The sequence below is a fragment of the Paenibacillus sp. NPDC057934 genome, from assembly GCF_042887565.1.
GTDB lineage: Bacteria > Bacillota > Bacilli > Paenibacillales > Paenibacillaceae > Paenibacillus_AQ.
This window is the reverse complement of record NZ_JBHVPB010000019.1, coordinates 20,498-40,012: the sequence shown is the minus strand read 5'-3', so window position 1 is coordinate 40,012 and position 19,515 is coordinate 20,498. Positions and strand designations below refer to the sequence as shown.

Here is a 19,515-nt window from a genome sequence, read left to right as displayed (position 1 = left end):
GAATCCCAACATGATCTTTCCATCTATGATCGCATTCTCAAAAAACGTGTGTCTCCGCCAGCAGCGTCTTGTACATTTTAATAGCCGTCAGATGCTGGCCTTCATGGTACAGATTGAGGCTGAGAAATTCCTCTACCGATCCTAGCTTCATCCCGCCCGATGTGGTATACGGTGGCACGATGGATTCTTGCAACCGATCTTCCAAAATGCGCTGAATGCGCTGCGGCTGCTCCTGCAAGAACGTCTTCAATTCTTCGAGACTCGGAAGTAATATAGAAGCAGGAGTGGTAAGCGGAGATGTGCCGTTCTCAAACAATTCCACGAAGCCATCCGGCAAATGCATCGGCAACCCGATATTTTTGAAAGCAAAACGCTCATTCAAGGTGTATATATGGCCCAAATGCCACAGAATATGATTGCGAAACCCCTGCGGAATGCGTAAGGCCGTTTCCTCGTTCAGTCCTTCCACACTCTTTAATAGTTGTGCCCGTACATAAGCCGATTGGTAAAATACGTAGTGTTCCATTGATCTGACTCCTTAGCAATATTGATCTATATCTATTCCATGAATGTGCTATAGAATCCTGTTATACGAATCAGAAGAGAAGCAAGAGCAGCGATAGCTATAGAGAAAATAATCCCCACATTAATCAACAGTTAAATCATTATTTTATAAAAAAAGAGAGCGTCCGCGTACGGACCCTCTCCTCTATTTTCAGGTAGAATATGAGGTTGTTGCACCATTCCCCGGTAGCGGAAGCCGTTCGGCTTCGGCCTTCCGCAGCACTTTCTGACCGCGCCAGCGCAGCAGGACACACAGACCTCTAACCAGCTCATCGGCAATCATGCAGCAGTAAATGCCAATCAACCCCCATCCTGCCCAAATCCCGAATACGTAGGAACAACCAACGCCAATCAGCGACATAGAAGCAATTGACGTATACATCATATACCGGGTATCGCCAATGGCACTTAAGGCGTTGCCCATGCCCATGTTGAGCATTTTGGACGGCTGGAGAATCAGATTGATTGCCAGCAGCGACACACCAAGGGCAAGAATTCCCGGGTCTTCGGTAAAGAGCCCTAATATTTGCCGTCCGAACAGGAAGAGCAGCAGCATGTTGCCCATCACAACTGCAAGCCCAATGAGCAGGGTGCGATAGGCCAGTTTGTAGGCTTCCCTCGTCTTTCCTCCTCCGTACAAGTGGGCGATTTGAATCTGTGCCGCTAAGGCGACAGCGTAACCCAAGGTGAAACAGTAGGATTCCAGCGTATTCAGATAAGTGCGTGCAGCCAAAGCCTCTGAGCCAAGTACAGCCAGGAATGAGTAGACGATCAGTTGCGAGAACACCCAGCAAGATGAATTAACGCCAAGCGGCCAGCCGATCTTTAGAATTTCCTTGAACAATCGTCGGTCAAAAATAAGGAAATCCTTCAGCCCGATTCTGATTTCAAATGAGCGTCTGAACATTACAAGCAGCATGATCAGCCCGATTGCCCGGCTTATAATCGTGGAGATCGCCACCCCCGCAAGTCCCAGCTTCGGCATGCCCATTACACCAAAAATAAATAGATAATTCAAAATAATATGAACGACGTTGACCAAAATCCCGGTATACATCGGACCCCGGGTATTGCCGGTGTTACGAATCGCTGTTCCAAGTGAAGCGATCAGGCCGACCATGAACAAGCCGCCACCGACATGCGAAATATATATATTGGAGAGCGGAAGAAGATCGCCCGAAATATTGAGCAGTCCTCCGATCGGAGCAGCAAAGAACAATAGAAAGATACTAACAGCAACGCCGAGAACAAAGCTCGCTGACACCCCCATAATCGCCAGGGTACGTGCTTCCTTGATCTTCTTCGAGCCCATCCGCTGGGCGATCAGAATACCCGCGCCTCCGGCAAATGTCGTAAATAACGTAGTTAAAGCACCGAATAATTGGTTCGAAATCCCGACGACCGCAACTGCATCGTCTGAGATCCGGCTGACCATTAGCGTATCCACCGTCCCCAGCAAAGTCTGGAGAAAAATCTCCAGAAAGATAGGCCAGGCCAGCATCCACAGCCCAAATCCTCCATTATCCTTTTTCACAAAACAAACCCTCCTTGCAAGTATACCAACCCTGATGTTCTGTCTACATTGACACGATTTATCTCTGTGGCTAGTATATGATTATAGAGGAAAACGATCAGATTTAAGTACACATAATCAACCAAAACTTTCAATATTTCAACCTGAACGAAAGGGGTTGTCCGGGTGACTATTCTGCATTTCACCGTCCCTCCGATGCTGCATTATATTGTAAGCGGGCTGCATTATTTCGAAGCGGGCCACCGCCATATCGGGCGCCACCACATCGGTGTATTCGATCTGTTAGTCGTGAAAAGCGGCTGTCTATACATGGGAGAAGAGGAGTTGCGCTTTGAGGTTCAGGCGGGGGAGATGCTGATCCTTCGTCCGGGTAATCATCATTTCGGCACAATGGATTGTTCGGAACGGACTACGTATTACTGGCTGCACTTTCATACGGGAGGCTGCTGGAGTGTGTCGGCGGATGAGTACGAGCCTCTAAAAGGTGGTAGCCCTATGGGCAGTGAGCTTCAAAACTCGCAGTTATTCGAGGTCCGTCCGTTCACACTCAGCCTGCCTCAATACGCTGCACTGCGGCAACCGCAGATAGTTCAGAGTCTGCTAGACCAGCTCATTCAGCTCGGACCCAGTGCCCATCTGAGCGCTACACCGCTAAGTCAGCAGCTTTTGTTCCAGGAAGTCATTCAGCATCTGACGGCTTCCCTGAATAGCGAACGAAGCACGCCCTCGCGGGCATGCGCCGAACAGACCGCCTCCTACCTGCGCACCCATTATCGCGAAGACATTACCGCCAAGCGGCTGGGTGAGCATCTGAATTTCCATCCTGTCTACATCGCACGGTGCATGGGCAAGGAATACGGCTGCTCGCCGATGGAATACCTGCTGCATTACCGGATTCAGCAAAGTAAGCTCCTCCTGATGCAGACCGATTATCCGGTCGCCCGCATCGCTGAAGAGGTTGGCTTCAATCATGTTCCGTACTTCAGTTCCAGCTTTGCCAAAATCGAAGGAATGTCGCCGCGGAAGTACCGCCAGCAGTTCTCGTAATTGTACTTTCTCTTAGGGTTTAATTAGGGGAGTCCCCATGATTATAAAAAAACATTTGACTCAGAGTAATCTTCAACCTATATAATCAAACTACTGCTGGTTCACAATACAATATCATACAAAAAACAGGGAGAGGATCACATGAAATATACTGTAGTTACCGGCGCCAGTTCAGGTATAGGCTATGAAACTGCTCTAGCTTTTGCAGCTCGTGGAAAAAACCTAATTCTTGCGGCCCGAAGACAGGAGCAGTTGGAGGAATTAAAGTCTGAAATCGCTCGTATTCATCCTGATGTAGATGTTGTCATTGTAACGACTGACTTATCCGTTGCTGAGAATGCATATAAGCTTTACGAAACCCTTCAAGGATTCCATATTGAAACCTGGATCAACAATGCAGGATTTGGAAATTTTGCTTCAGTGGCCAAGCAAGATTTAAATAAGATAACTGCGATGCTCCATCTGAACATTGAAGCGTTAACTCTACTATCCTCTCTTTTCGTTCGTGACTACTCCAATGTTGAAGGAACACAGTTAATCAATGTTTCATCCGGTGGCGGCTATACAATCGTGGGAAATGCCATTACTTATTGCGCGACCAAGTTCTATGTGAGTGCGTTTACTGAAGGGCTGTCTCATGAGTTAAAAAGTCAAGGCGCACCTATGCAGGCTAAAGTGTTGGCACCTGCCGCAACAGAAACAGAATTCGCGAAGCGCTCATTCGATGTCGCGGAGTTCGAATATCACGGCACTGTGCCGAAGTTCCATACCGCAAAGGAAATGGCTCATTTCATGCTTGACCTGTATGACAGCAATAGCGTTGTCGGGATTGTGAATGGTTTGACTTACGAGTTTGAGTTGAGAGATACAATCTATAATTATATAGAGCACACGCGATAGACTTGTTTTGCAACCGCAGTGGAAAATGGTTAGTCATCCTTTGGCGAATGGACCGAATTGCATATAGCCGATAGCAAACTTTAAAGTTCAGGTGTATTTCGCCTCAAATCTAACGTTTTCCAATATTGAACGCATATAAAATAAGACCACCATTCATTTAACGGCAGCCTTATCACTTTAATTCGTTATCTTATTTATTCACTATCCCATCTTGTTCCTTCACATTCTTGCTATGCTCGATATGATAAAATCCCCAATCACACATATCGTTAAGCACCGAATGAAGAGTCTTTCCGTGCTCAGAAATGGTGTACTCCACTTTGGGCGGGATTTCCTGATACACCCGGCGGATAATGAGTCCGTCCTGCTCCAGCTCACGAAGCTGGTTGGTCAGCATGCCTTGAGTGATGCTTGGAATGATCCGTCTCAGCTCTCCGAACCGCTTGGTACCATCATTCAACAGAATGTATAAGATAAATGGCTTCCACTTACCTCCAATCGCTTGAAGGATCGCCACAATTCCCTGTGATATGGGAGACTTGCTTAAATCTTCGGACATACATGTACTCCTCGCTTCCTGACCAATCTCTTCAACTGCTGTTATTGTATCAAAGGTTTCAGGCTTAACCAATACACCGAAAAAACATACTAAGTACGGTTTATCATACTTACCAAGAACCCACGTGCTGTCTAAAGGTACGTTAAACCTGACCTAGTATGGAAAAACAGCGTACTTTACAATGTTCTAGTTTTCTTGAATAATGTGGTTGTCAGGTACAAGAAGCCTTGATGATACCACTTAGGAGAGAGGAAAAAACACATGAACATTTTGGTTATTGTTGCACATCCATCCTTGGAGGAATCCCGGGCCAACCGCGCTCTTATTCAGGAGCTGAGTCCGCACGACAACATTCATATCCATGACTTGTACAGGGAGTATCCAAATTGGACCATCGACATAGTGCGGGAACAACAGCTATTACTCAAGTATGATCGAATTGTTTTTCAGTTCCCTTTTTATTGGTACAGTACACCACCTTTGCTTAAAAAATGGTTCGACGACGTGCTGACATACGGATGGGCTTTTGGAACTGGAGGCGACCATCTGAATGGAAAAGAGTTTATCCTGGCGATCACAGTAGGTGCTAGCGAACAAGATTATCGCGAAATCACAGTTAACGAATTCCTGAGACCGCTGGAAGCGTCCATCAAATACGTTGACGGAATCTATTTGCCTTCTTTCATTATGTACGATTCAATGGAAACCACAGATGAGCAGTTGAACTTAGAGGCACGCAGGTACGAGAAATATATCCGTGCTTCTGCCGAGACGCTCGTTTAAGAGTTTTTAAAACACAAAATCATATACTGGACAAAAAATAGAGGATCGCAGTGTAACTCCTGCGGCCCTCTTCTTCTTTATGAGCTATGAAATTCAAGCTGAACATTGAAAATACAATTGCATCACAATAGCATCTTTAATAATTTCTTCTTACGGGTCTGGTTCTCGTGTCTATCATCTTGGTAAAAGATTGATCGAAGGATGATCGACAGTTCTTCGTTAGTAAAAAATTTGAGCCTTACGTAATATTGGTCTTACTTCATCTGCGCTTATTGGGGCCGGGAAAGTCCCGTACTCCAGTCTTATAGTAATAAAAATCGTGAAGCATTCCTGCGATTGCCACAATCTCCGCATCCTGTCCCCTTCTGACTTTCCGCCTCCTTTTGCGTTGCAGAACCCGCAACAAAAAAAGCTTGCATTAGAGTTTACACAAAGGTATATACTTTGTTTCATGGAAAAGTTATTAACCATTCGACAAGTCGCAAATGTTACTGGTCTTAGTGTTCATACCCTTCGTTATTATGAGAATATAGGTCTTCTATGTTCCATTGATCGCAATGAAAATGGGTATCGTTGTTATTCTTCAGCAGACATTACTTGGATTGAATTTCTAACTCGTCTGAAAGCCACTGGAATGTCGATCGTCAAAATGCTAGAAATCGCCGAACTCCGGAGGCAAGGTGATGCAACTCTAACAACAAGGAGGATTCTTCTCGAAGAACACTATGAAGAAGTTCAAAAGAATATAATGGAACTCCAGAACAATCTTGATTTACTCGCGAAAAAAATCGTGACATATAAAGGAATGGAAAGTAATTACTATTCAAAGAATAAATCTTCCGAGTAGGTGGAACCGATTTTCTCTTATTAAAAACTCACAAACATCACTTGGGACGAGTTATTTACTGTTTTTCATTTGGTGCTTAAGAGTTTTGGCAATAATTCCAACTAAACACATGTTTTTAGTATATATTTGTAATGAAAGGATGATCTCATTTGCGTTTTAATAAATCATTTCCCACGTATGCTATTGCTCTCGGCGTATTTGGCATTACCAATACAGAGTTTGGCATAGTGGGCATTTTACCACGCATCACTAATGATTTCCAAGTCAGTACATCACAAGCCGGTATGCTCGTAAGCGTGTTTGCTCTGATTATTGCAATTTCTGGTCCATTCATGACTCTTTTATTTTCTGGAATCAATCGAAAAAAAATTATGGCTGGAGTACTTGCTGTTTTTACAATTTCCAATCTTTTGTCCGCATTCGCTCCAAGCTATAACGCCCTGATGATATTTCGGCTTTTACCCGCTTTTCTTCATCCGGTTTATTTCTCTGTAGCATTTGCTGCCGCTGCAAGCTCTGTTTCAAAAGAACAAAGTGCCATAGCGGTAGCTAAAGTTTTTATCGGATTAACTTTAGGGATGGTACTAGGGGTTCCGATTACATCATTTATTGGGGATCAGTTTTCACTTGAAGCCGCATTTCTTTTTTCTTCAGCCATCAACGTAATTGCACTACTTGGAATTGTATTTTTCATCCCCTCTCTACCGGTTGAAGGTAAGTTATCCTTTGGAAAACAATTGAATGTTTTGACCAAACCGCAACTGTGGCTTAACATTGCCGCCGCTTGTTTCATCCTGGCGTCCTTATACTCTGTCTATTCCTACTTTGCTGAATATCTCCAGGTAGTAACAGGGATGAGTGGTAAACTAGTAAGTATCATGTTCATCCTTTTTGGCGCGAGCGGTATCTTTGGCAATATGCAAACCGCTAAATATTTAAGCAGAACATGGTACGAACCATTATTTTTTATCCCCTTGTGCTGGGGTCCATTTATCTTTTGATATATTATTTCGGGAGTTACTCCATTCCCATGACTATTATAATTATGATATGGGGGGCTGTTTTTACCGGCGGTCTGATTGTAAGTCAAACTTGGTTAACTTCGGAAGCCTCAGAAGCGCCTGAATTTGCGAATAGCTTGTTTGTCTCCTTTGCAAACTTAGGTGTAACGATTGGCACTACCTTAGGCGGATGGTTTCTATCACAGATGGGAACGCAAATGATTACCTGGAGTGGAGTATTATTTCTGTTGCTTGCATCGATCTGCATCGGGTTAAAAATCAAGCTTTTTGGAAATAATCAGCAGCGGAGAAGGCCGGATAAACAAATTTGAAGAACATGTTCATCAAAAGCATCACAAATGCACTTCATCTAGCGTGGAATATGGATAGTATTCTATATTCTTTTAGTGGTACAATTTACAACATGTAAATTGAAGGGAGCAACACAATGCAAGTACTTATCCCTGGGCGAGAAAAACTTACCCTCTCCCATCTCGTTCTAGATTTTAATGGAACAATTGCTCTAGACGGTCAGGTTCTACCGAATGTTAGAGAGAAGCTTACAGAATTACAACCATTCATTAAAATCCATGTATTAACTGCGGATAGTAATGGTAGCGCGGCTAGGGAATGCACAGGTTTACCAGTAGAGCTGCATGTTATCGGTAAAGATAATCAGCGGGAAGAAAAGCGAAAGTTTATTAGCCAGCTTGAACATGGTGTTGCTGTGATGGGCAACGGCGTGAACGATGAGCTAATGTTTCGGGAAGCGGATCTGTCCATTGCAGTCATTGGAAAAGAAGGCTGTGCAACAGTAACGTTAATGTCTAGCGATATCACCGTGACCGATATACTTGATGGATTAGACTTGTTGATCAAACATCATCGACTAATTCCTACACTTAGAAACTAAACGGTAAACTAATAAGAACAGGCTAAGATAAAGATCGCTGCAGATCTATCTTAGCCTGTTTGTTTATTCTGACTATTGAGTGCGGCAATTCAGTAATGTGGTCGGGTGGCCTATCATATATTCTCTTGCTTTAACGCATCAATAATGTTTTCCTTTTTTACTTTTGCGCTGGAATATAGCATGACGGCACCAACAATGACAAATACGGCGACAATGACAGACACAATGCTTATCCATGGTAGGGTGAACCCGTAGCTAAATCTATTCGCAAATGCCCCATAGATCACATACATCACGACGAAACTGGCGGGCAGCCCGAAGAGCAGCGACTTGCCCCCGTAAAAAATACTTTCATAGTTCATCATTTTCGCAAAGCTTTTTGGCGTCATGCCAACGGATTTAAGCATCGCAAATTCTCGTTTTCTAAGGAATATCCCCGTGGAGATCGTATTAAAAATGTTCGCAATGGAAATCGCTGAGATCAATACGATAAAACCATAAGAAAAGACAGACATCAATAGAATCTGTTGCTCTTCGCTTTTCCTGGATTGATATAAATTACTGACATTCAGATTGGTCTCATGCATCTCTTCGATTTCCTGCTGTGTCTTCATCGGTTCCGTACTTTTCAAATGGAGGGAGGTGTGAACGTTAATTAGATCCTCATCGGCTGTCAATGTATTCAAGACCCGTTCCGAAACGATGATATCTAACCCGCCTATACCTATCGCGTTCATCCCCATAGGGGCTTGATCCGTTAATGCGGCAATGGTTACTTTGTTTAGCTTCGTATCTCTCACATTTGCTTCATAGATATTCGTTAATTCGATGACTTGACCGACCTTCGCATATACGGCCTTCGTCTGCACATATTTTCCTGTGTCCATATCATTGTAATGGATCGTATCCCTCACGATCGCGGCAGGATGCTCCGGGTCTGTGAGCCGTTCGTAATCTACGCCGACCGCTTTGGCATAGGTTTGCAGACTGAAATCATTCAAGGCATGGATCTTAATATCGTAAGGATATTTTCCGTTTTGCAGCAAACTCTTATCTTTCTTAACCTTCTCTTTCAGTTCATCGGCGATGAACACTTCATCAATCCAAGCGTTCTTATACAAATCATGCATCAGGTTATACTCCGTTACTCCATCCAGGGCTGCAATCGCTTGTACCAATGAATCGTCTATTCTTTTTCCATTGCTATACGATACGCCAATATCGAAATTGACGCCTTCTTGCGACATATTCAGAGATTGTTTCACTCCGGCAGTAAAAAAGGATACTGTCAAAAACAAAACAATGCTGATCACGAGCGAAAATACGGTGGCATGATATCTTCGTTTGTTCCGTTTTAGATTTTTCAATCCGATTTCCGCTTCAATGCCAAAGAGCTTGCGAATAAATTTCGATGTATTCACGGCTTTGAACGTGAGCTTTAAATCGCTTGTTTGACGAATGGCGTCCATGGCGGATACTTTGGATGCTTTGATCGCCGGGAGATACGTCGAAATGAAAATCGTCAGTATCGAGACAACACAGATGATCAAAAGCGTTAACGGCGTGACGATGAGCGTCAGCTTTTCAGTGGTCCATAACGCGCCTTGAATCATGGCATTCATGAACCAAAAGATAATTCCCGTCCCGGCAAGACCACATAAAATTCCAAGGGGAATGCTGATCGCACCAATGACGACCCCTTCAAAAAGCACAGCGTTTCTCTTCTGCCTTTTCGTAGCCCCCACGCTCGCGAACATCCCTAAATGGCGGGTACGTTCCGAAACGGATATCGCGAAAGCATTATAGATAAGCGAAACCGAGCCGAGCATAATAACGGCTATCAGGATCACCGATAGGGAGTATATGGTACTGTATGAGGCTTTGTTTTTGGACAAGCCGTAATAATGAAGTAAATCGTTATTAAATTGGACCCTCCCGATGCCGTTTCTTTCAGCCAAATTCTCGGCATGCGTGAACAAGTTCGGATTAATCTTCTGAAGGGCCACCGCCGCATTGACTCCTTCGTTTGCTCCGGTAAGCGTGTCATCGAGATAGCTAATAACCGTATATCCTGGAGCCCAGTCCGTTTCCCACATGGGGCGCTTGATGAACCCCACCACCGTATAATCCTTTGTCTTCATATGCTGTAACGTTTCGGCCAAAGTATCGTTTACCTTACGGAGCGGATCTCTTTCATTCAGGGGATGATCGCCCCCTTGCTGGAATCGTTCGCCAACGCGAAGGGTTAAGTGATCACCAATTTCGTATTTCACTTTAGCATTCGTTGCAACAGCTTCGGAAATAACGACTTCCTTGTCACTTTTCGGCAGACGCCCCTTACTTAAGCCAATTGGAAATTGCGCGAAAGCTTGTGCATCATATTCCTTGATGATCAAATACGGCTTATTGGGATCCTGCCCCCTATCTAATAAGGCATATCCAAGATCTCCTGTGACCGCAACCGTTTTGGTTGCATCATCGGCGCGTATCGCCGCGAGTTGTTCTTTGGTTACATCTTGATATTGGACATGCCACTCCCCACTATCCGCAATGGTCTGCCTGATCATTAAATCGGAAAAGGAAAAAACAAATGTAGCAACTGCCGTCACCATGGCCACTGAAATGATTACGCCGATGATGGTTACGAGCGTTCGTCGCTTGTTTTGCTTCAAATGCCGGAGGGTGAGCGTATTGACAATATTCATCGCCGGATCACCTCGTCTTTGGCAATTCTTCCGTCTTCAATCGAGATGATCCGATCGGCTTGTAAGGCGATTTGTTCGTCATGCGTAATAACGATCAGTGTTTGATGATAGGTTTTATTCAGCATTTTCAAAAGTTCGACGATCTCACTGCTATTCTTGCTATCCAAATTCCCCGTCGGCTCGTCTGCCAGCATGATCGCAGGATTGCCAATAATTGCTCTGCCAATCGAGACCCGTTGCTGCTGTCCACCAGATAATTGATTCGGCAGATGGTTAAGCCGATGCTGCAAATTTAGCGTACTGACAAGACTATCCAGATGCTTTTTATCTACTTTCTGCTTATCCAGCAGGAGCGGCAGCGTAATATTCTCCTCCACCGTCAGGACAGGAATCAGGTTGAAGAACTGGTAGATCAAACCGATTTGCCTGCGCCGAAAGATGGCCAGCTGTGTTTCGTTCAAGGCATACAGGTCCGTATCCTCGACAAAAACTTTACCGCTAGTCGGCCGATCCACGCCGCCCAGCATATGGAGAAGCGTCGATTTCCCCGAGCCGGACGGGCCGATGATCGCGACGAATTCACCTTTTTGAACGGAGAAAGAAACATCGTCAAGCGCCTTTACCACAGATTCACCTGTGCCGTACACTTTAGAAAGATGCTCCATTCTTAAAATCTCCAAAGGTATCCCTCCTTTCCTTGATACTCATTCCCAGAAATACTTCATCTTGCTATACCCAACATCCCATAGCGTTTCGTCTCCCTCAATGGTGATCCTAAGCTCATTTGCCTGCGGGAGATACATTTCAGACTCACCTATCTCATGGCCTTGATCTCCTGCAGATATGCTAAGGTACTCATTCCCATCGACGGAAACACTGATACTTCCATAATTAACCTTTTGGTCAAATATGCCATAATTTATGAAAAGATACATCTCCTCCTCAATGCCTAACGTGTACGTATACGTTTCCTTCATTGTTCCTTCGGTACTATACACATTATATTGGGGTTTCACGTTGTGACCGCCAATGATGAGACTGGACGGTTTAGTTCCCGCTGCTGGATTTCCGGTGCTGTCTTTCAATTCATCTATAGCTATAAAAGGACCCATTTCTTTGGTGAACACTTTATCAACCACTACAAAGCACCCCCATATCCCGCTCATAAGGACAACTGTGGAAATACCTGTAACCGCTATATTCCTCCAGACGTTTGTTGTACGAAATCCAAGCTTATACGCCCTGAATCCAACTGCTGCGCCTATTGTGTTCTGAATGACGTCGTTCGTGTCGAAGCTGCCCAGCATCGTTATTCCCTGAATGGTCTCCAGTACGAATATGGACAAGATGAACAATGTAATAAATCGGACAAAGCTAGTCCGGTATAACAACGGAATTAAGATTCCAAACGGGGTGAAGGCTATGAAATTTCCAATACCCACAAAATCCATTAACGTTGGATGCAGAAAATCAGGTAGACTTGGCATCTTAAAAAACTGTCTGGTAAAAAAATGAAGGTGTGCTCAGTAGCGTACCCTGCCTTACCTGCTCTACCGAAAGCGAAAAACAAAAAATAAAGAACTAAAATAGAGTAGGATATGGTCAGGAACAAAAGAATCTTACGTTGTTGCTTCAATTGCAATTGCATTGTCTTACCTCCATCGCTTATCTGATGGATATCATTGTATCTGTCTAACATGACTTTCCGGTGACGATGAAGGTGACAATTCAGTCACTTAGTCCCTAAATGACTTGCTTATAAAATTTAATCCGAAACTGCGTGCCTTGCCCGCTATCGCTCGTCACATCGATCACTCCGTTCTGGCTGGCAATGATGCTGTTAGCCATCGCAAGCCCTATACCGATGCTCCCTTCGCTGGCATTTTTTCCTTTGTAAAAACGTTTGAAAATATAAGGTAAATCTTCTTTTGGAATGCCTTGTCCATTGTCAGCAATAATGAGTTCCGTAAATAAAGCATTTTCGGAAAATGTGATCGAAATGGCTCCGCCTTCCTGCGTGTGCTCTACACCGTTTTTCAAAATATTGAGGACTGCTTCGACAGTCCAATTGAAATCGCCGATAAAGGTGACTTCGTCATCTCCCGTGATGAAAAGATTTTGTCCCTTAATATCCATCGGGATCATCACCGGCTCTAATGCCTTTTGAATAAGCTTTTTCAACGAAATTACATCTTTTTTGAATGGGATGGTTTTCGCGTCCATTTTAGATAGTTTTAATAAGGAGGAAACAAGCCAATCGATGCGTTCAAGCTGAACGCGAATATGATGGGTGAACTCTGTTCTTTTGGCGGGAGGCAAGTCAGGGGCGCTTAACAAATCCGCCATTACCGTCATGGAAGTAAGCGGCGTTTTGAGCTGATGCGAAATATCGGATATGGCATCCGTTAGCTGAAGCTTATCCAGCTGCAGGAGCGACCGGTGTTCCGATAGCATAAGCGTCACCTTATAAATATCATTTTTTAGAATGCTAAGCTCACCTTCCTGATTATCCCGAACGTCAAGCGTATCGTTACCGTTGCTAATCTCCCGCAAATAGATGGACAGCTTCTCTAGCTCGCGGTATCTCCATCTCGTGAATAACAAGCTACTGGCAATAAGCAGAATGGATAGACTAAAAACAAACACTGCTGTGACAAACGAAATGAACGCAGACACAATGATTGCCGTTACGCTAATGGAGCCCATAATGAGCAATAACATTTGAATTTCCCTATTACGCAGCATCTAATCACCAACCTTATAGCCTAAACCACGTACTGTTTTGATCAAAGCCGGTTGCCCTGGATCATCCTCCAGTTTTTCCCTCAGCCTTTTGATATAAACCGTTAAGGTATTGTCGTTCACGAACTCGCCAGCCACGTCCCAGATTTGCTCTAGAAGCTGATTTCTTGTGAGAACCTGTCCAAGGTGGTTGCCGAAGATCAGCAATAAGCGATATTCTAAGGCGGTCAGCGAAACCTCGGCGCCGTTTTTATACACTTTACCTTCCAGCGTATGGATACGGACATTGTCAATATCTATGATCGCTCCTGTGTGGGGCGACTTCTGGTATCTCCGCAAAACAGTCTTGATCCGGGAGAGAAGCTCACGAACCCGAAACGGTTTTGTAATGTAATCATCAGCTCCCATATCAAGCCCCATCACAACATTGACCTCATCGTCGATCACCGTCAGGAAAATGACCGGAATGTCCCGCCGCTCTTTCACCATCCTGCACAATTCATAACCGCTTCCGTCCGGAAGCTGTAAATCGAACAGGCACAAAGTAAACAGATCGATATCTTCTTCGAGTACCTTTTTGGCTGAGGCGACATCATGGCATAGAACTGTTGAATAATGATCCTGCTGTAGTGAATATTCCAGACCTGAGGCGATCGTCTTATCATCTTCGACTAATAAAATTTTCATATAGGGATCATCCTTACGATTAGGTTAATTATTCAAATTTTTCAGGCTTAATGGATCTATCGGCTAAAAATGTGAAATATATTCAAGTGCTGTTGTTCCATATACACTCTTAAAGTGTTTATTTAAGTGCGTTAAATCAAAAAAACCGCATGCAGCTACCGCTGAATAGATATCTCTATTTTTCTCAATCAACTGCTTTGCCCGTTCTACTTTGCAATTAAGGAAGTATTGGTAGGGTGAAATTCCAGTATGAGCCTTGAATAAGCGGATAAATTGATATTTCGATAAATCAAGCTCTGTACAGATCTCATCAAGTTTGAGGACATGTTCCAGGTTCCCATAAATCATATCCTTTGCTTTTCTTATGATCGAGCCATCCTTCTTGTCGTCCAAAGAAAGATTGGTCTGCAGCACAAGACTATCCGTCAGAGATAGGAACAATTCACTGCATAACGCCTCATCTTTTTCGCTTAATATTGCTTGAGACAGGTTTACAACTCGTTGTCCAAGTCTGTTATCGTACAAGATAGGCGTTGAAAAGCGTACAATATCCTTTTTTCCAATCCCCTCTAGTAGCATTTGCGTATCAATATATAACATCACATAATCAAGGCCTGACTTATCATGTGCCATACCGTCATGTACCTGTTCTGGATTGAAGAACATCACACCATTTTGATGAGATAATTGCAAGCTGCCATCTATGTGATAATGTTGAATACCGCGCAGAGTTACGCCAATTGCATACTCCTTGTGAGCGTGTTTTTTATATTTGAATTCCGTCATACTTGCCGATAATGCAGTAATACCTGCCGATTTTTTATAGAGAAATTTCTCCATTATAGCACCTCTACATATACTTATCTAAATCCAGATCATGACGCCAGCATAAACTAATAAAATGGCCATCATAACACTAACAATCTTATTGTGCTTCTGTAAGAACTCTTTAAAGATCGTGCCGAACAGTACCCATGTTATAAAAGCTAAAAATCCGATCAATGTTATCACAATAACAATTAGCATTATAGCAGGGGCCCCACTGTAATAGGGCAGGACAAATGTTGGAATTACAGTCAATGTGAATAATACTAATTTTGGATTTAAAAACTGCATCATGAAGCCAGACAAAAAGGTGGCCGCTTGGTTTTCGGTTTTATCCGACGAACTCTTTCTACATATCAGATAAGCCAGATAGAGCATATAAAGGCTGCCGATAAGCTGCATAATAACTAATACTTTCGGAAGTAGCGTTATTAGCAAATTATTCAGAACAGCGGAAATAACAAGTAATAAACCAAAACCCACCGTTGCTCCATACGAATATTTTAATGCTTGTTTTGCCCCAAAATGATTCACAGTAGACAATATGACGATATTCGTAGGCCCTGGTGTAAACGTGGCTATCACACAGTAAATTAAAAAAGATGTAGCGTCCATGAGAAGGCTCCTTTCAAGCGGTTCTCACATCCTACATCTTTTAATGAGTGACATATAGTATATTATTGCTGATCATAAGCTCATCTGCAGGTGTACAAATTTACTCAGTTAATCAGTCCCGGCCCGCCTCGTACAGCTTCTGCGCTACATAGGCCGGCTTTACGAATGCATCCGTCATATGGTCTCCGTCGCCAACAATCAAGCGGAACATGCCAAGCCGCGAAGCCATATGCGGATACCATCCAAGGCCCTCTGCTCCTGTAAAAACGTTGTCCTGGTAAAAAAACAAATAGCTGCTAGGTGTGGTGAGTGTATAGAATTTTTTAAGATCCAACTTCTCAAAGAGTGGTTTAGCCGGTTCCGGAGTGACGCCCGCGTATATCCACTTGGCCTGCTCCAAAGTCGCTGTATTCACGAATAATGCCCGAAACAGCGCGAACGGAAGCATAATCGTATCATCCTTCGAGGCGGTTCTGAGCTGTGCGAATCCTTGCGCCGTTTGGGTCGGTAACTCGTCGACTATAGCTTCGCCGTCTTTTAATACAAATGCGTCCCAGAAGACAAGCCGCTTAATACGATCTGGTATCTGTTCCGCAACCTTCTGGATGACTGATCCGCCGAAGCTATGCCCGACGAGAATGATATCATGCAGGTTCATGCTTGTTATATAGTCGACGACAGACTTCGTAATCATGGCATGCGTGACGGCTTTGTTCGAGTCTTTACCGTGTCCTGCGTACTCTGGCGTATAGACGATATGCCCTCTCTTGCGCAGCTCCGCTGCTATGCCGTCCCAGAAGTGGGCGTCAGCCCAGGAGCCATGTACAAGTACAAAGGTCAGTTGTTGCTCAGAAGGCTGCCGGTGACTTTCACCTGAGAAATAAGGGGCATAATAAACACCGGTGGGTAATCGGTAATTAGAATATGGGAATTGAAAATTTTGTGGCCCATAAGGAAACATGCACAAACATCCTCTCAATAACGATATAACTCAGCTTATGCCTAATGCTTTTGAGAGGTTCCTCATGGCTCCCATTATGAAATTCAACTCCAACTCCTCAATTTGGAACAACCTTCAGTCCCTTCATACGCATCCACCAGCCCCCAATCAAGACGGTAACCACGTAGACTACGCCACAGGTTAAGAACAAAGGCTTCAAGTTATTCTCAACATAGAGCAATGAGCCAATCATCGGACCAAGCGCACTGCCTATATACCGAACCAAGTTATACACACCGATAACAGTAGCACGTTCCTCTGGAAATTGCTCCGCCAGAATCGTCGTTGGCATGGATGTCGTTAGTCCCATCGTAAAGCCGAATAGACAGACATCCACAATCAAAAACGGCAGTGACAGATGGGCGGTTAACGCAAACAGAACGACACTAAACGCTTGAAAGAGAAAGGCATACAATACGCCTCTGTCGCTTCCCATTACATTACGCATCCAACTCCCCATTCTAATACTCACAATCGTACAGACGGACATCAGGAGGAGTACAGTACCAACTTTCCCTGAAGACATGCTGTAAAACGTACTTAAGATTTGGGGCACGAATACAATGTATACCAAATAAATAACAAACTGGATGGATCCATACAATACGACGACAGCGCCAAGATGATTACGGAAAATAATCGTGAGCGATTTTAGACTAAAGCCTTGTGCAGATACTGTCTGTGACTTGGTCTCGGGCAGGAACTTCATGTTAGCGAACAGAAGCAACAGTATGATGAGTGTTAAAAAGATAAACACACCCTGGTAACCGAACTTCTCTCCAATTATGCCACCCAGAAGTGGCCCTAAAGCAGGCGCAAGTAAAAGCATAAGCTGATAAGTTGCCATTCCCTTTGCCAACTCTTTTCCACGGAACAAATCCCCAATTACGGCTGCCCCTATAACAGGAACTGCTGCTGAACCTATACCCTGCAAGACGCGAAACACCAGGAATAAACCAATGGAATGAGAGAATGCGCAGCCTAAAGATGCCACACAATATAAGACAAGCGCAGGTATAAGCACTTTTCTTCTTCCTCTGGAATCTGCCAGCGGTCCGAACACGATCTGCATAACCGCTAGAGCAATCAAAAATAATGAGACCGTCAAGCTCATTAAATAACTTGTTGTATTCAGCTCATTTTGCATGTCGGACAACAGAGGTGTATATAAGTTTTGTCCTAGGGATCCTGTAAAGGCACTGAAACCAACAAGATATAAAATAAGACGTAGATTCATAATAACTTTCTCCCTTTCTCCTCAACTGACTATTAGTCAGTTTTCTGATGTCCAGCTTATTATATTGACTAACTGACTAATAGTCAATAAAATAAAAAATACAAAAGGGAGGATAAATACCTTGAAAAGAGTCAACAAAAAACCTGAGATCAGGCGCCATGAAATCATAGAGACCTCATTGGAACTCTTTAGAGAGAAGGGTTACGATCAAACTGCTGTAAGCGATATTGTCAAAAAACTAGGCATCGCTCAAGGTACGTTTTTTTATCATTTCAAAACTAAAAAAGATATTATGATCGCCATCGTGGAGCGCTTGGTCGATGAAAAGATCACCAAGATCAAAGCGTTAGCTGAAACCGATGAAATGAATGCGGAGGCAAAACTCTACGCCATCTTGTGGAGACAATCCTACGATGATGAGAGCATCATCGAATTTCTGCACCACGAATATAATGCATCGATTCACCAGAAAGTCCTCGTACAAATCGTCCAGGAAAGCGTCCCTTATGTGATACAAATTCTGGAGCAAGGGATAGCCGAAGGGATCTTTCAAATTCAAGACCTGCAGGAAACCGCTGAATTCATACTCATTGGGGTGAATATTATGTTTGATACAGGGGTTTTCTCGTGGCAGGAAAATACATTAGACCAAAAAAAATTGGCGTTCAATCGAATCGTCGAGCGTATGCTCGGGAATTCCTTTACCTTTTCTAACCCTAAAACGCTAGAGAAATGATAATGCGGTACGAAACATCACTGTATAAATAACGAGACCACTCCTGCAAATCCTGGAGTGGTCTCGTTATTTTTGAATCGTATTAAACTTTCCTAATCCTCAACATACTGTTAGCACCCTTTTGAAACTCATAACCAACTTTGATTTCTTCTGCAATATAACCTTGGCTTTGGATAAAATCAATTAACTGATCTAGATGCTCATATCGATTACAAGATAGGTCCACCAAGGGGAATATGCGTATCTCTTCCTTGGTAACACGCATTAACTCCTGTATAGCTTGCAAGTGGAAATCATAATCCAATCGATCAGCGTACATAAATAAAAAATGGGCAGATAGCGTTAAATCAAATTCTTTATCACCAAAAGGCAATACAGGTAAAACAGCAGGAACATAACGATTAGGGAATTCTTTCATATCATTGGCACAATCATTTAGTGCTTGTAATCTATGGTTTCGTAGTCCATCTACAGACTTAAAATAATCCCATTCGTAATTCTCCTGTGCTTTTCCCATGTTCAACATGGCATGTTCAATATCTTCGGCTCCTTTTGCAGCAAGCTGATCATATCGGTGAAAATAAGCGATGTCTGTTGCAGTCACATCTGCTCCGTGCTGGTTGGCACTTGCAGTGAAAGAACATGCACCCGCCGGGCAATCAAGGATTTTCTGTCCTTTTAACTCCTCTTTAGAAAGACCAAACATCAACATGTACTCATCAAATGTTCTTCCAATAAAAACAATCCGGCTTAAATCCAATTTAACCTCTGCTCTACTCATCTCATCTCACCTGTCCTCTTCTCAACTGGTCTCATCTAA

At 43.6% G+C, this 19,515-nt stretch carries 19 protein-coding genes and 1 pseudogene; 7 read left to right on the top strand and 13 right to left on the bottom strand.

The window, feature by feature from the left end; translation table 11 throughout:
* Nucleotides 1-37: 37 nt before the first annotated feature.
* On the bottom strand, nucleotides 38-526 hold the full coding sequence (locus tag ACFVRY_RS28370; protein WP_387503602.1) for a DinB family protein: 489 nt from the start codon (nucleotides 524-526) through the stop codon (nucleotides 38-40).
* 189 nt (nucleotides 527-715) lie between these two features.
* Complete coding sequence (locus tag ACFVRY_RS28365) at nucleotides 716-2,098, bottom strand: MATE family efflux transporter (protein WP_387503601.1); 1,383 nt, start codon at nucleotides 2,096-2,098, stop codon at nucleotides 716-718.
* Between the two features lie 165 nt (nucleotides 2,099-2,263).
* Here ACFVRY_RS28365 and ACFVRY_RS28360 point away from each other — a divergent pair, with 165 nt between their 5' ends.
* Both ACFVRY_RS28360 and ACFVRY_RS28355 read left to right on the top strand, forming a co-directional pair.
* Entirely contained in the window at nucleotides 2,264-3,145 is an 882-nt protein-coding gene (locus ACFVRY_RS28360; protein ID WP_387503600.1) for an AraC family transcriptional regulator, read from the top strand.
* 141 nt (nucleotides 3,146-3,286) lie between these two features.
* Nucleotides 3,287-4,045: an SDR family NAD(P)-dependent oxidoreductase gene (locus ACFVRY_RS28355; RefSeq protein WP_387503599.1), complete on the top strand. Its 759-nt coding sequence runs from the start codon at nucleotides 3,287-3,289 to the stop codon at nucleotides 4,043-4,045.
* A gap of 190 nt (nucleotides 4,046-4,235) precedes the next feature.
* Here ACFVRY_RS28355 and ACFVRY_RS28350 read toward each other — a convergent pair whose 3' ends face one another.
* Nucleotides 4,236-4,604, bottom strand: a complete 369-nt coding sequence (locus ACFVRY_RS28350; RefSeq protein ID WP_387503598.1) for a winged helix-turn-helix transcriptional regulator — start codon at nucleotides 4,602-4,604, stop codon at nucleotides 4,236-4,238.
* Nucleotides 4,605-4,865: 261 nt separating this feature from the next.
* On the opposite strand from ACFVRY_RS28350, the gene ACFVRY_RS28345 reads away from it, so the two are divergent.
* The 4 genes and pseudogenes from ACFVRY_RS28345 (at nucleotide 4,866) to ACFVRY_RS28330 (ending at nucleotide 8,148) form a co-directional block, all read left to right on the top strand.
* Nucleotides 4,866-5,387, top strand: a complete 522-nt coding sequence (locus tag ACFVRY_RS28345) for an NAD(P)H-dependent oxidoreductase (RefSeq protein ID WP_387503597.1) — start codon at nucleotides 4,866-4,868, stop codon at nucleotides 5,385-5,387.
* A 451-nt stretch (nucleotides 5,388-5,838) separates the two neighbouring features.
* Complete coding sequence (locus tag ACFVRY_RS28340) at nucleotides 5,839-6,234, top strand: MerR family transcriptional regulator (protein WP_387503596.1); 396 nt, start codon at nucleotides 5,839-5,841, stop codon at nucleotides 6,232-6,234.
* A gap of 149 nt (nucleotides 6,235-6,383) precedes the next feature.
* Nucleotides 6,384-7,567 (top strand): annotated as a pseudogene (locus tag ACFVRY_RS28335) (MFS transporter).
* A 116-nt stretch (nucleotides 7,568-7,683) separates the two neighbouring features.
* On the top strand, nucleotides 7,684-8,148 hold the full coding sequence (locus ACFVRY_RS28330) for an HAD family hydrolase (protein WP_387503595.1): 465 nt from the start codon (nucleotides 7,684-7,686) through the stop codon (nucleotides 8,146-8,148).
* A 113-nt stretch (nucleotides 8,149-8,261) separates the two neighbouring features.
* Here ACFVRY_RS28330 and ACFVRY_RS28325 read toward each other — a convergent pair whose 3' ends face one another.
* The 9 genes from ACFVRY_RS28325 to ACFVRY_RS28285 all read right to left on the bottom strand — a co-directional run bounded on the left by ACFVRY_RS28325 (nucleotide 8,262) and on the right by ACFVRY_RS28285 (nucleotide 17,959).
* Nucleotides 8,262-10,853 carry an ABC transporter permease gene (locus tag ACFVRY_RS28325; RefSeq protein WP_387503594.1) on the bottom strand — a complete coding sequence of 864 codons (2,592 nt, stop codon included), beginning with the start codon at nucleotides 10,851-10,853 and terminating at the stop codon, nucleotides 8,262-8,264.
* On the bottom strand, nucleotides 10,850-11,533 hold the full coding sequence (locus ACFVRY_RS28320) for an ABC transporter ATP-binding protein (RefSeq protein WP_066377620.1): 684 nt from the start codon (nucleotides 11,531-11,533) through the stop codon (nucleotides 10,850-10,852). The genes ACFVRY_RS28325 and ACFVRY_RS28320 overlap by 4 nt, the downstream gene beginning before the upstream one ends.
* Before the next feature lie 24 nt (nucleotides 11,534-11,557).
* Nucleotides 11,558-12,304 carry a VanZ family protein gene (locus ACFVRY_RS28315; protein ID WP_387503593.1) on the bottom strand — a complete coding sequence of 249 codons (747 nt, stop codon included), beginning with the start codon at nucleotides 12,302-12,304 and terminating at the stop codon, nucleotides 11,558-11,560.
* Between the two features lie 292 nt (nucleotides 12,305-12,596).
* Nucleotides 12,597-13,598 (bottom strand): sensor histidine kinase, encoded by a 1,002-nt coding sequence (locus ACFVRY_RS28310; RefSeq protein ID WP_387503592.1) that lies wholly within the window; start codon nucleotides 13,596-13,598, stop codon nucleotides 12,597-12,599.
* Complete coding sequence (locus tag ACFVRY_RS28305) at nucleotides 13,599-14,282, bottom strand: response regulator transcription factor (protein ID WP_387503591.1); 684 nt, start codon at nucleotides 14,280-14,282, stop codon at nucleotides 13,599-13,601.
* Between the two features lie 63 nt (nucleotides 14,283-14,345).
* Nucleotides 14,346-15,122 (bottom strand): AraC family transcriptional regulator, encoded by a 777-nt coding sequence (locus ACFVRY_RS28300; protein ID WP_387503590.1) that lies wholly within the window; start codon nucleotides 15,120-15,122, stop codon nucleotides 14,346-14,348.
* Between the two features lie 24 nt (nucleotides 15,123-15,146).
* On the bottom strand, nucleotides 15,147-15,722 hold the full coding sequence (locus ACFVRY_RS28295) for a LysE family translocator (RefSeq protein ID WP_387503589.1): 576 nt from the start codon (nucleotides 15,720-15,722) through the stop codon (nucleotides 15,147-15,149).
* A gap of 112 nt (nucleotides 15,723-15,834) precedes the next feature.
* Nucleotides 15,835-16,683, bottom strand: coding sequence for an alpha/beta hydrolase (locus tag ACFVRY_RS28290; protein WP_387503588.1), 849 nt, complete (start codon nucleotides 16,681-16,683; stop codon nucleotides 15,835-15,837).
* 97 nt (nucleotides 16,684-16,780) lie between these two features.
* Nucleotides 16,781-17,959: an MFS transporter gene (locus ACFVRY_RS28285; protein ID WP_387503587.1), complete on the bottom strand. Its 1,179-nt coding sequence runs from the start codon at nucleotides 17,957-17,959 to the stop codon at nucleotides 16,781-16,783.
* Nucleotides 17,960-18,080: 121 nt separating this feature from the next.
* Between ACFVRY_RS28285 and ACFVRY_RS28280 the strand changes: the two genes are divergently transcribed.
* Nucleotides 18,081-18,695, top strand: a complete 615-nt coding sequence (locus ACFVRY_RS28280) for a TetR/AcrR family transcriptional regulator (protein WP_387503586.1) — start codon at nucleotides 18,081-18,083, stop codon at nucleotides 18,693-18,695.
* Between the two features lie 82 nt (nucleotides 18,696-18,777).
* Here the strand turns inward: ACFVRY_RS28280 and ACFVRY_RS28275 are convergent, their stop codons facing one another.
* The gene (locus tag ACFVRY_RS28275; RefSeq protein WP_387503585.1) at nucleotides 18,778-19,476 is read right to left on the bottom strand and encodes a class I SAM-dependent methyltransferase; all 699 of its coding nucleotides are present in this window, start codon (nucleotides 19,474-19,476) and stop codon (nucleotides 18,778-18,780) included.
* Nucleotides 19,477-19,515 lie beyond the last annotated feature (39 nt).

What these genes read in the sequence shown, in the direction of transcription:
- ACFVRY_RS28330 (WP_387503595.1), top strand. Translation starts at nt 7,684, where the DNA reads ATGCAAGTACTTATCCCTGGGCGAGAAAAACTTACCCTCTCCCATCTC.
- ACFVRY_RS28290 (WP_387503588.1), bottom strand. Translation starts at nt 16,683, where the DNA reads ATGTTTCCTTATGGGCCACAAAATTTTCAATTCCCATATTCTAATTAC.
- ACFVRY_RS28325 (WP_387503594.1), bottom strand. Translation starts at nt 10,853, where the DNA reads ATGAATATTGTCAATACGCTCACCCTCCGGCATTTGAAGCAAAACAAG.
- ACFVRY_RS28295 (WP_387503589.1), bottom strand. Translation starts at nt 15,722, where the DNA reads ATGGACGCTACATCTTTTTTAATTTACTGTGTGATAGCCACGTTTACA.
- ACFVRY_RS28355 (WP_387503599.1), top strand. Translation starts at nt 3,287, where the DNA reads ATGAAATATACTGTAGTTACCGGCGCCAGTTCAGGTATAGGCTATGAA.
- ACFVRY_RS28275 (WP_387503585.1), bottom strand. Translation starts at nt 19,476, where the DNA reads ATGAGTAGAGCAGAGGTTAAATTGGATTTAAGCCGGATTGTTTTTATT.
- ACFVRY_RS28370 (WP_387503602.1), bottom strand. Translation starts at nt 526, where the DNA reads ATGGAACACTACGTATTTTACCAATCGGCTTATGTACGGGCACAACTA.
- ACFVRY_RS28285 (WP_387503587.1), bottom strand. Translation starts at nt 17,959, where the DNA reads ATGAATCTACGTCTTATTTTATATCTTGTTGGTTTCAGTGCCTTTACA.
- ACFVRY_RS28315 (WP_387503593.1), bottom strand. Translation starts at nt 12,304, where the DNA reads ATGGATTTTGTGGGTATTGGAAATTTCATAGCCTTCACCCCGTTTGGA.
- ACFVRY_RS28310 (WP_387503592.1), bottom strand. Translation starts at nt 13,598, where the DNA reads ATGCTGCGTAATAGGGAAATTCAAATGTTATTGCTCATTATGGGCTCC.
- ACFVRY_RS28345 (WP_387503597.1), top strand. Translation starts at nt 4,866, where the DNA reads ATGAACATTTTGGTTATTGTTGCACATCCATCCTTGGAGGAATCCCGG.
- ACFVRY_RS28340 (WP_387503596.1), top strand. Translation starts at nt 5,839, where the DNA reads ATGGAAAAGTTATTAACCATTCGACAAGTCGCAAATGTTACTGGTCTT.
- ACFVRY_RS28305 (WP_387503591.1), bottom strand. Translation starts at nt 14,282, where the DNA reads ATGAAAATTTTATTAGTCGAAGATGATAAGACGATCGCCTCAGGTCTG.
- ACFVRY_RS28300 (WP_387503590.1), bottom strand. Translation starts at nt 15,122, where the DNA reads ATGGAGAAATTTCTCTATAAAAAATCGGCAGGTATTACTGCATTATCG.
- ACFVRY_RS28350 (WP_387503598.1), bottom strand. Translation starts at nt 4,604, where the DNA reads ATGTCCGAAGATTTAAGCAAGTCTCCCATATCACAGGGAATTGTGGCG.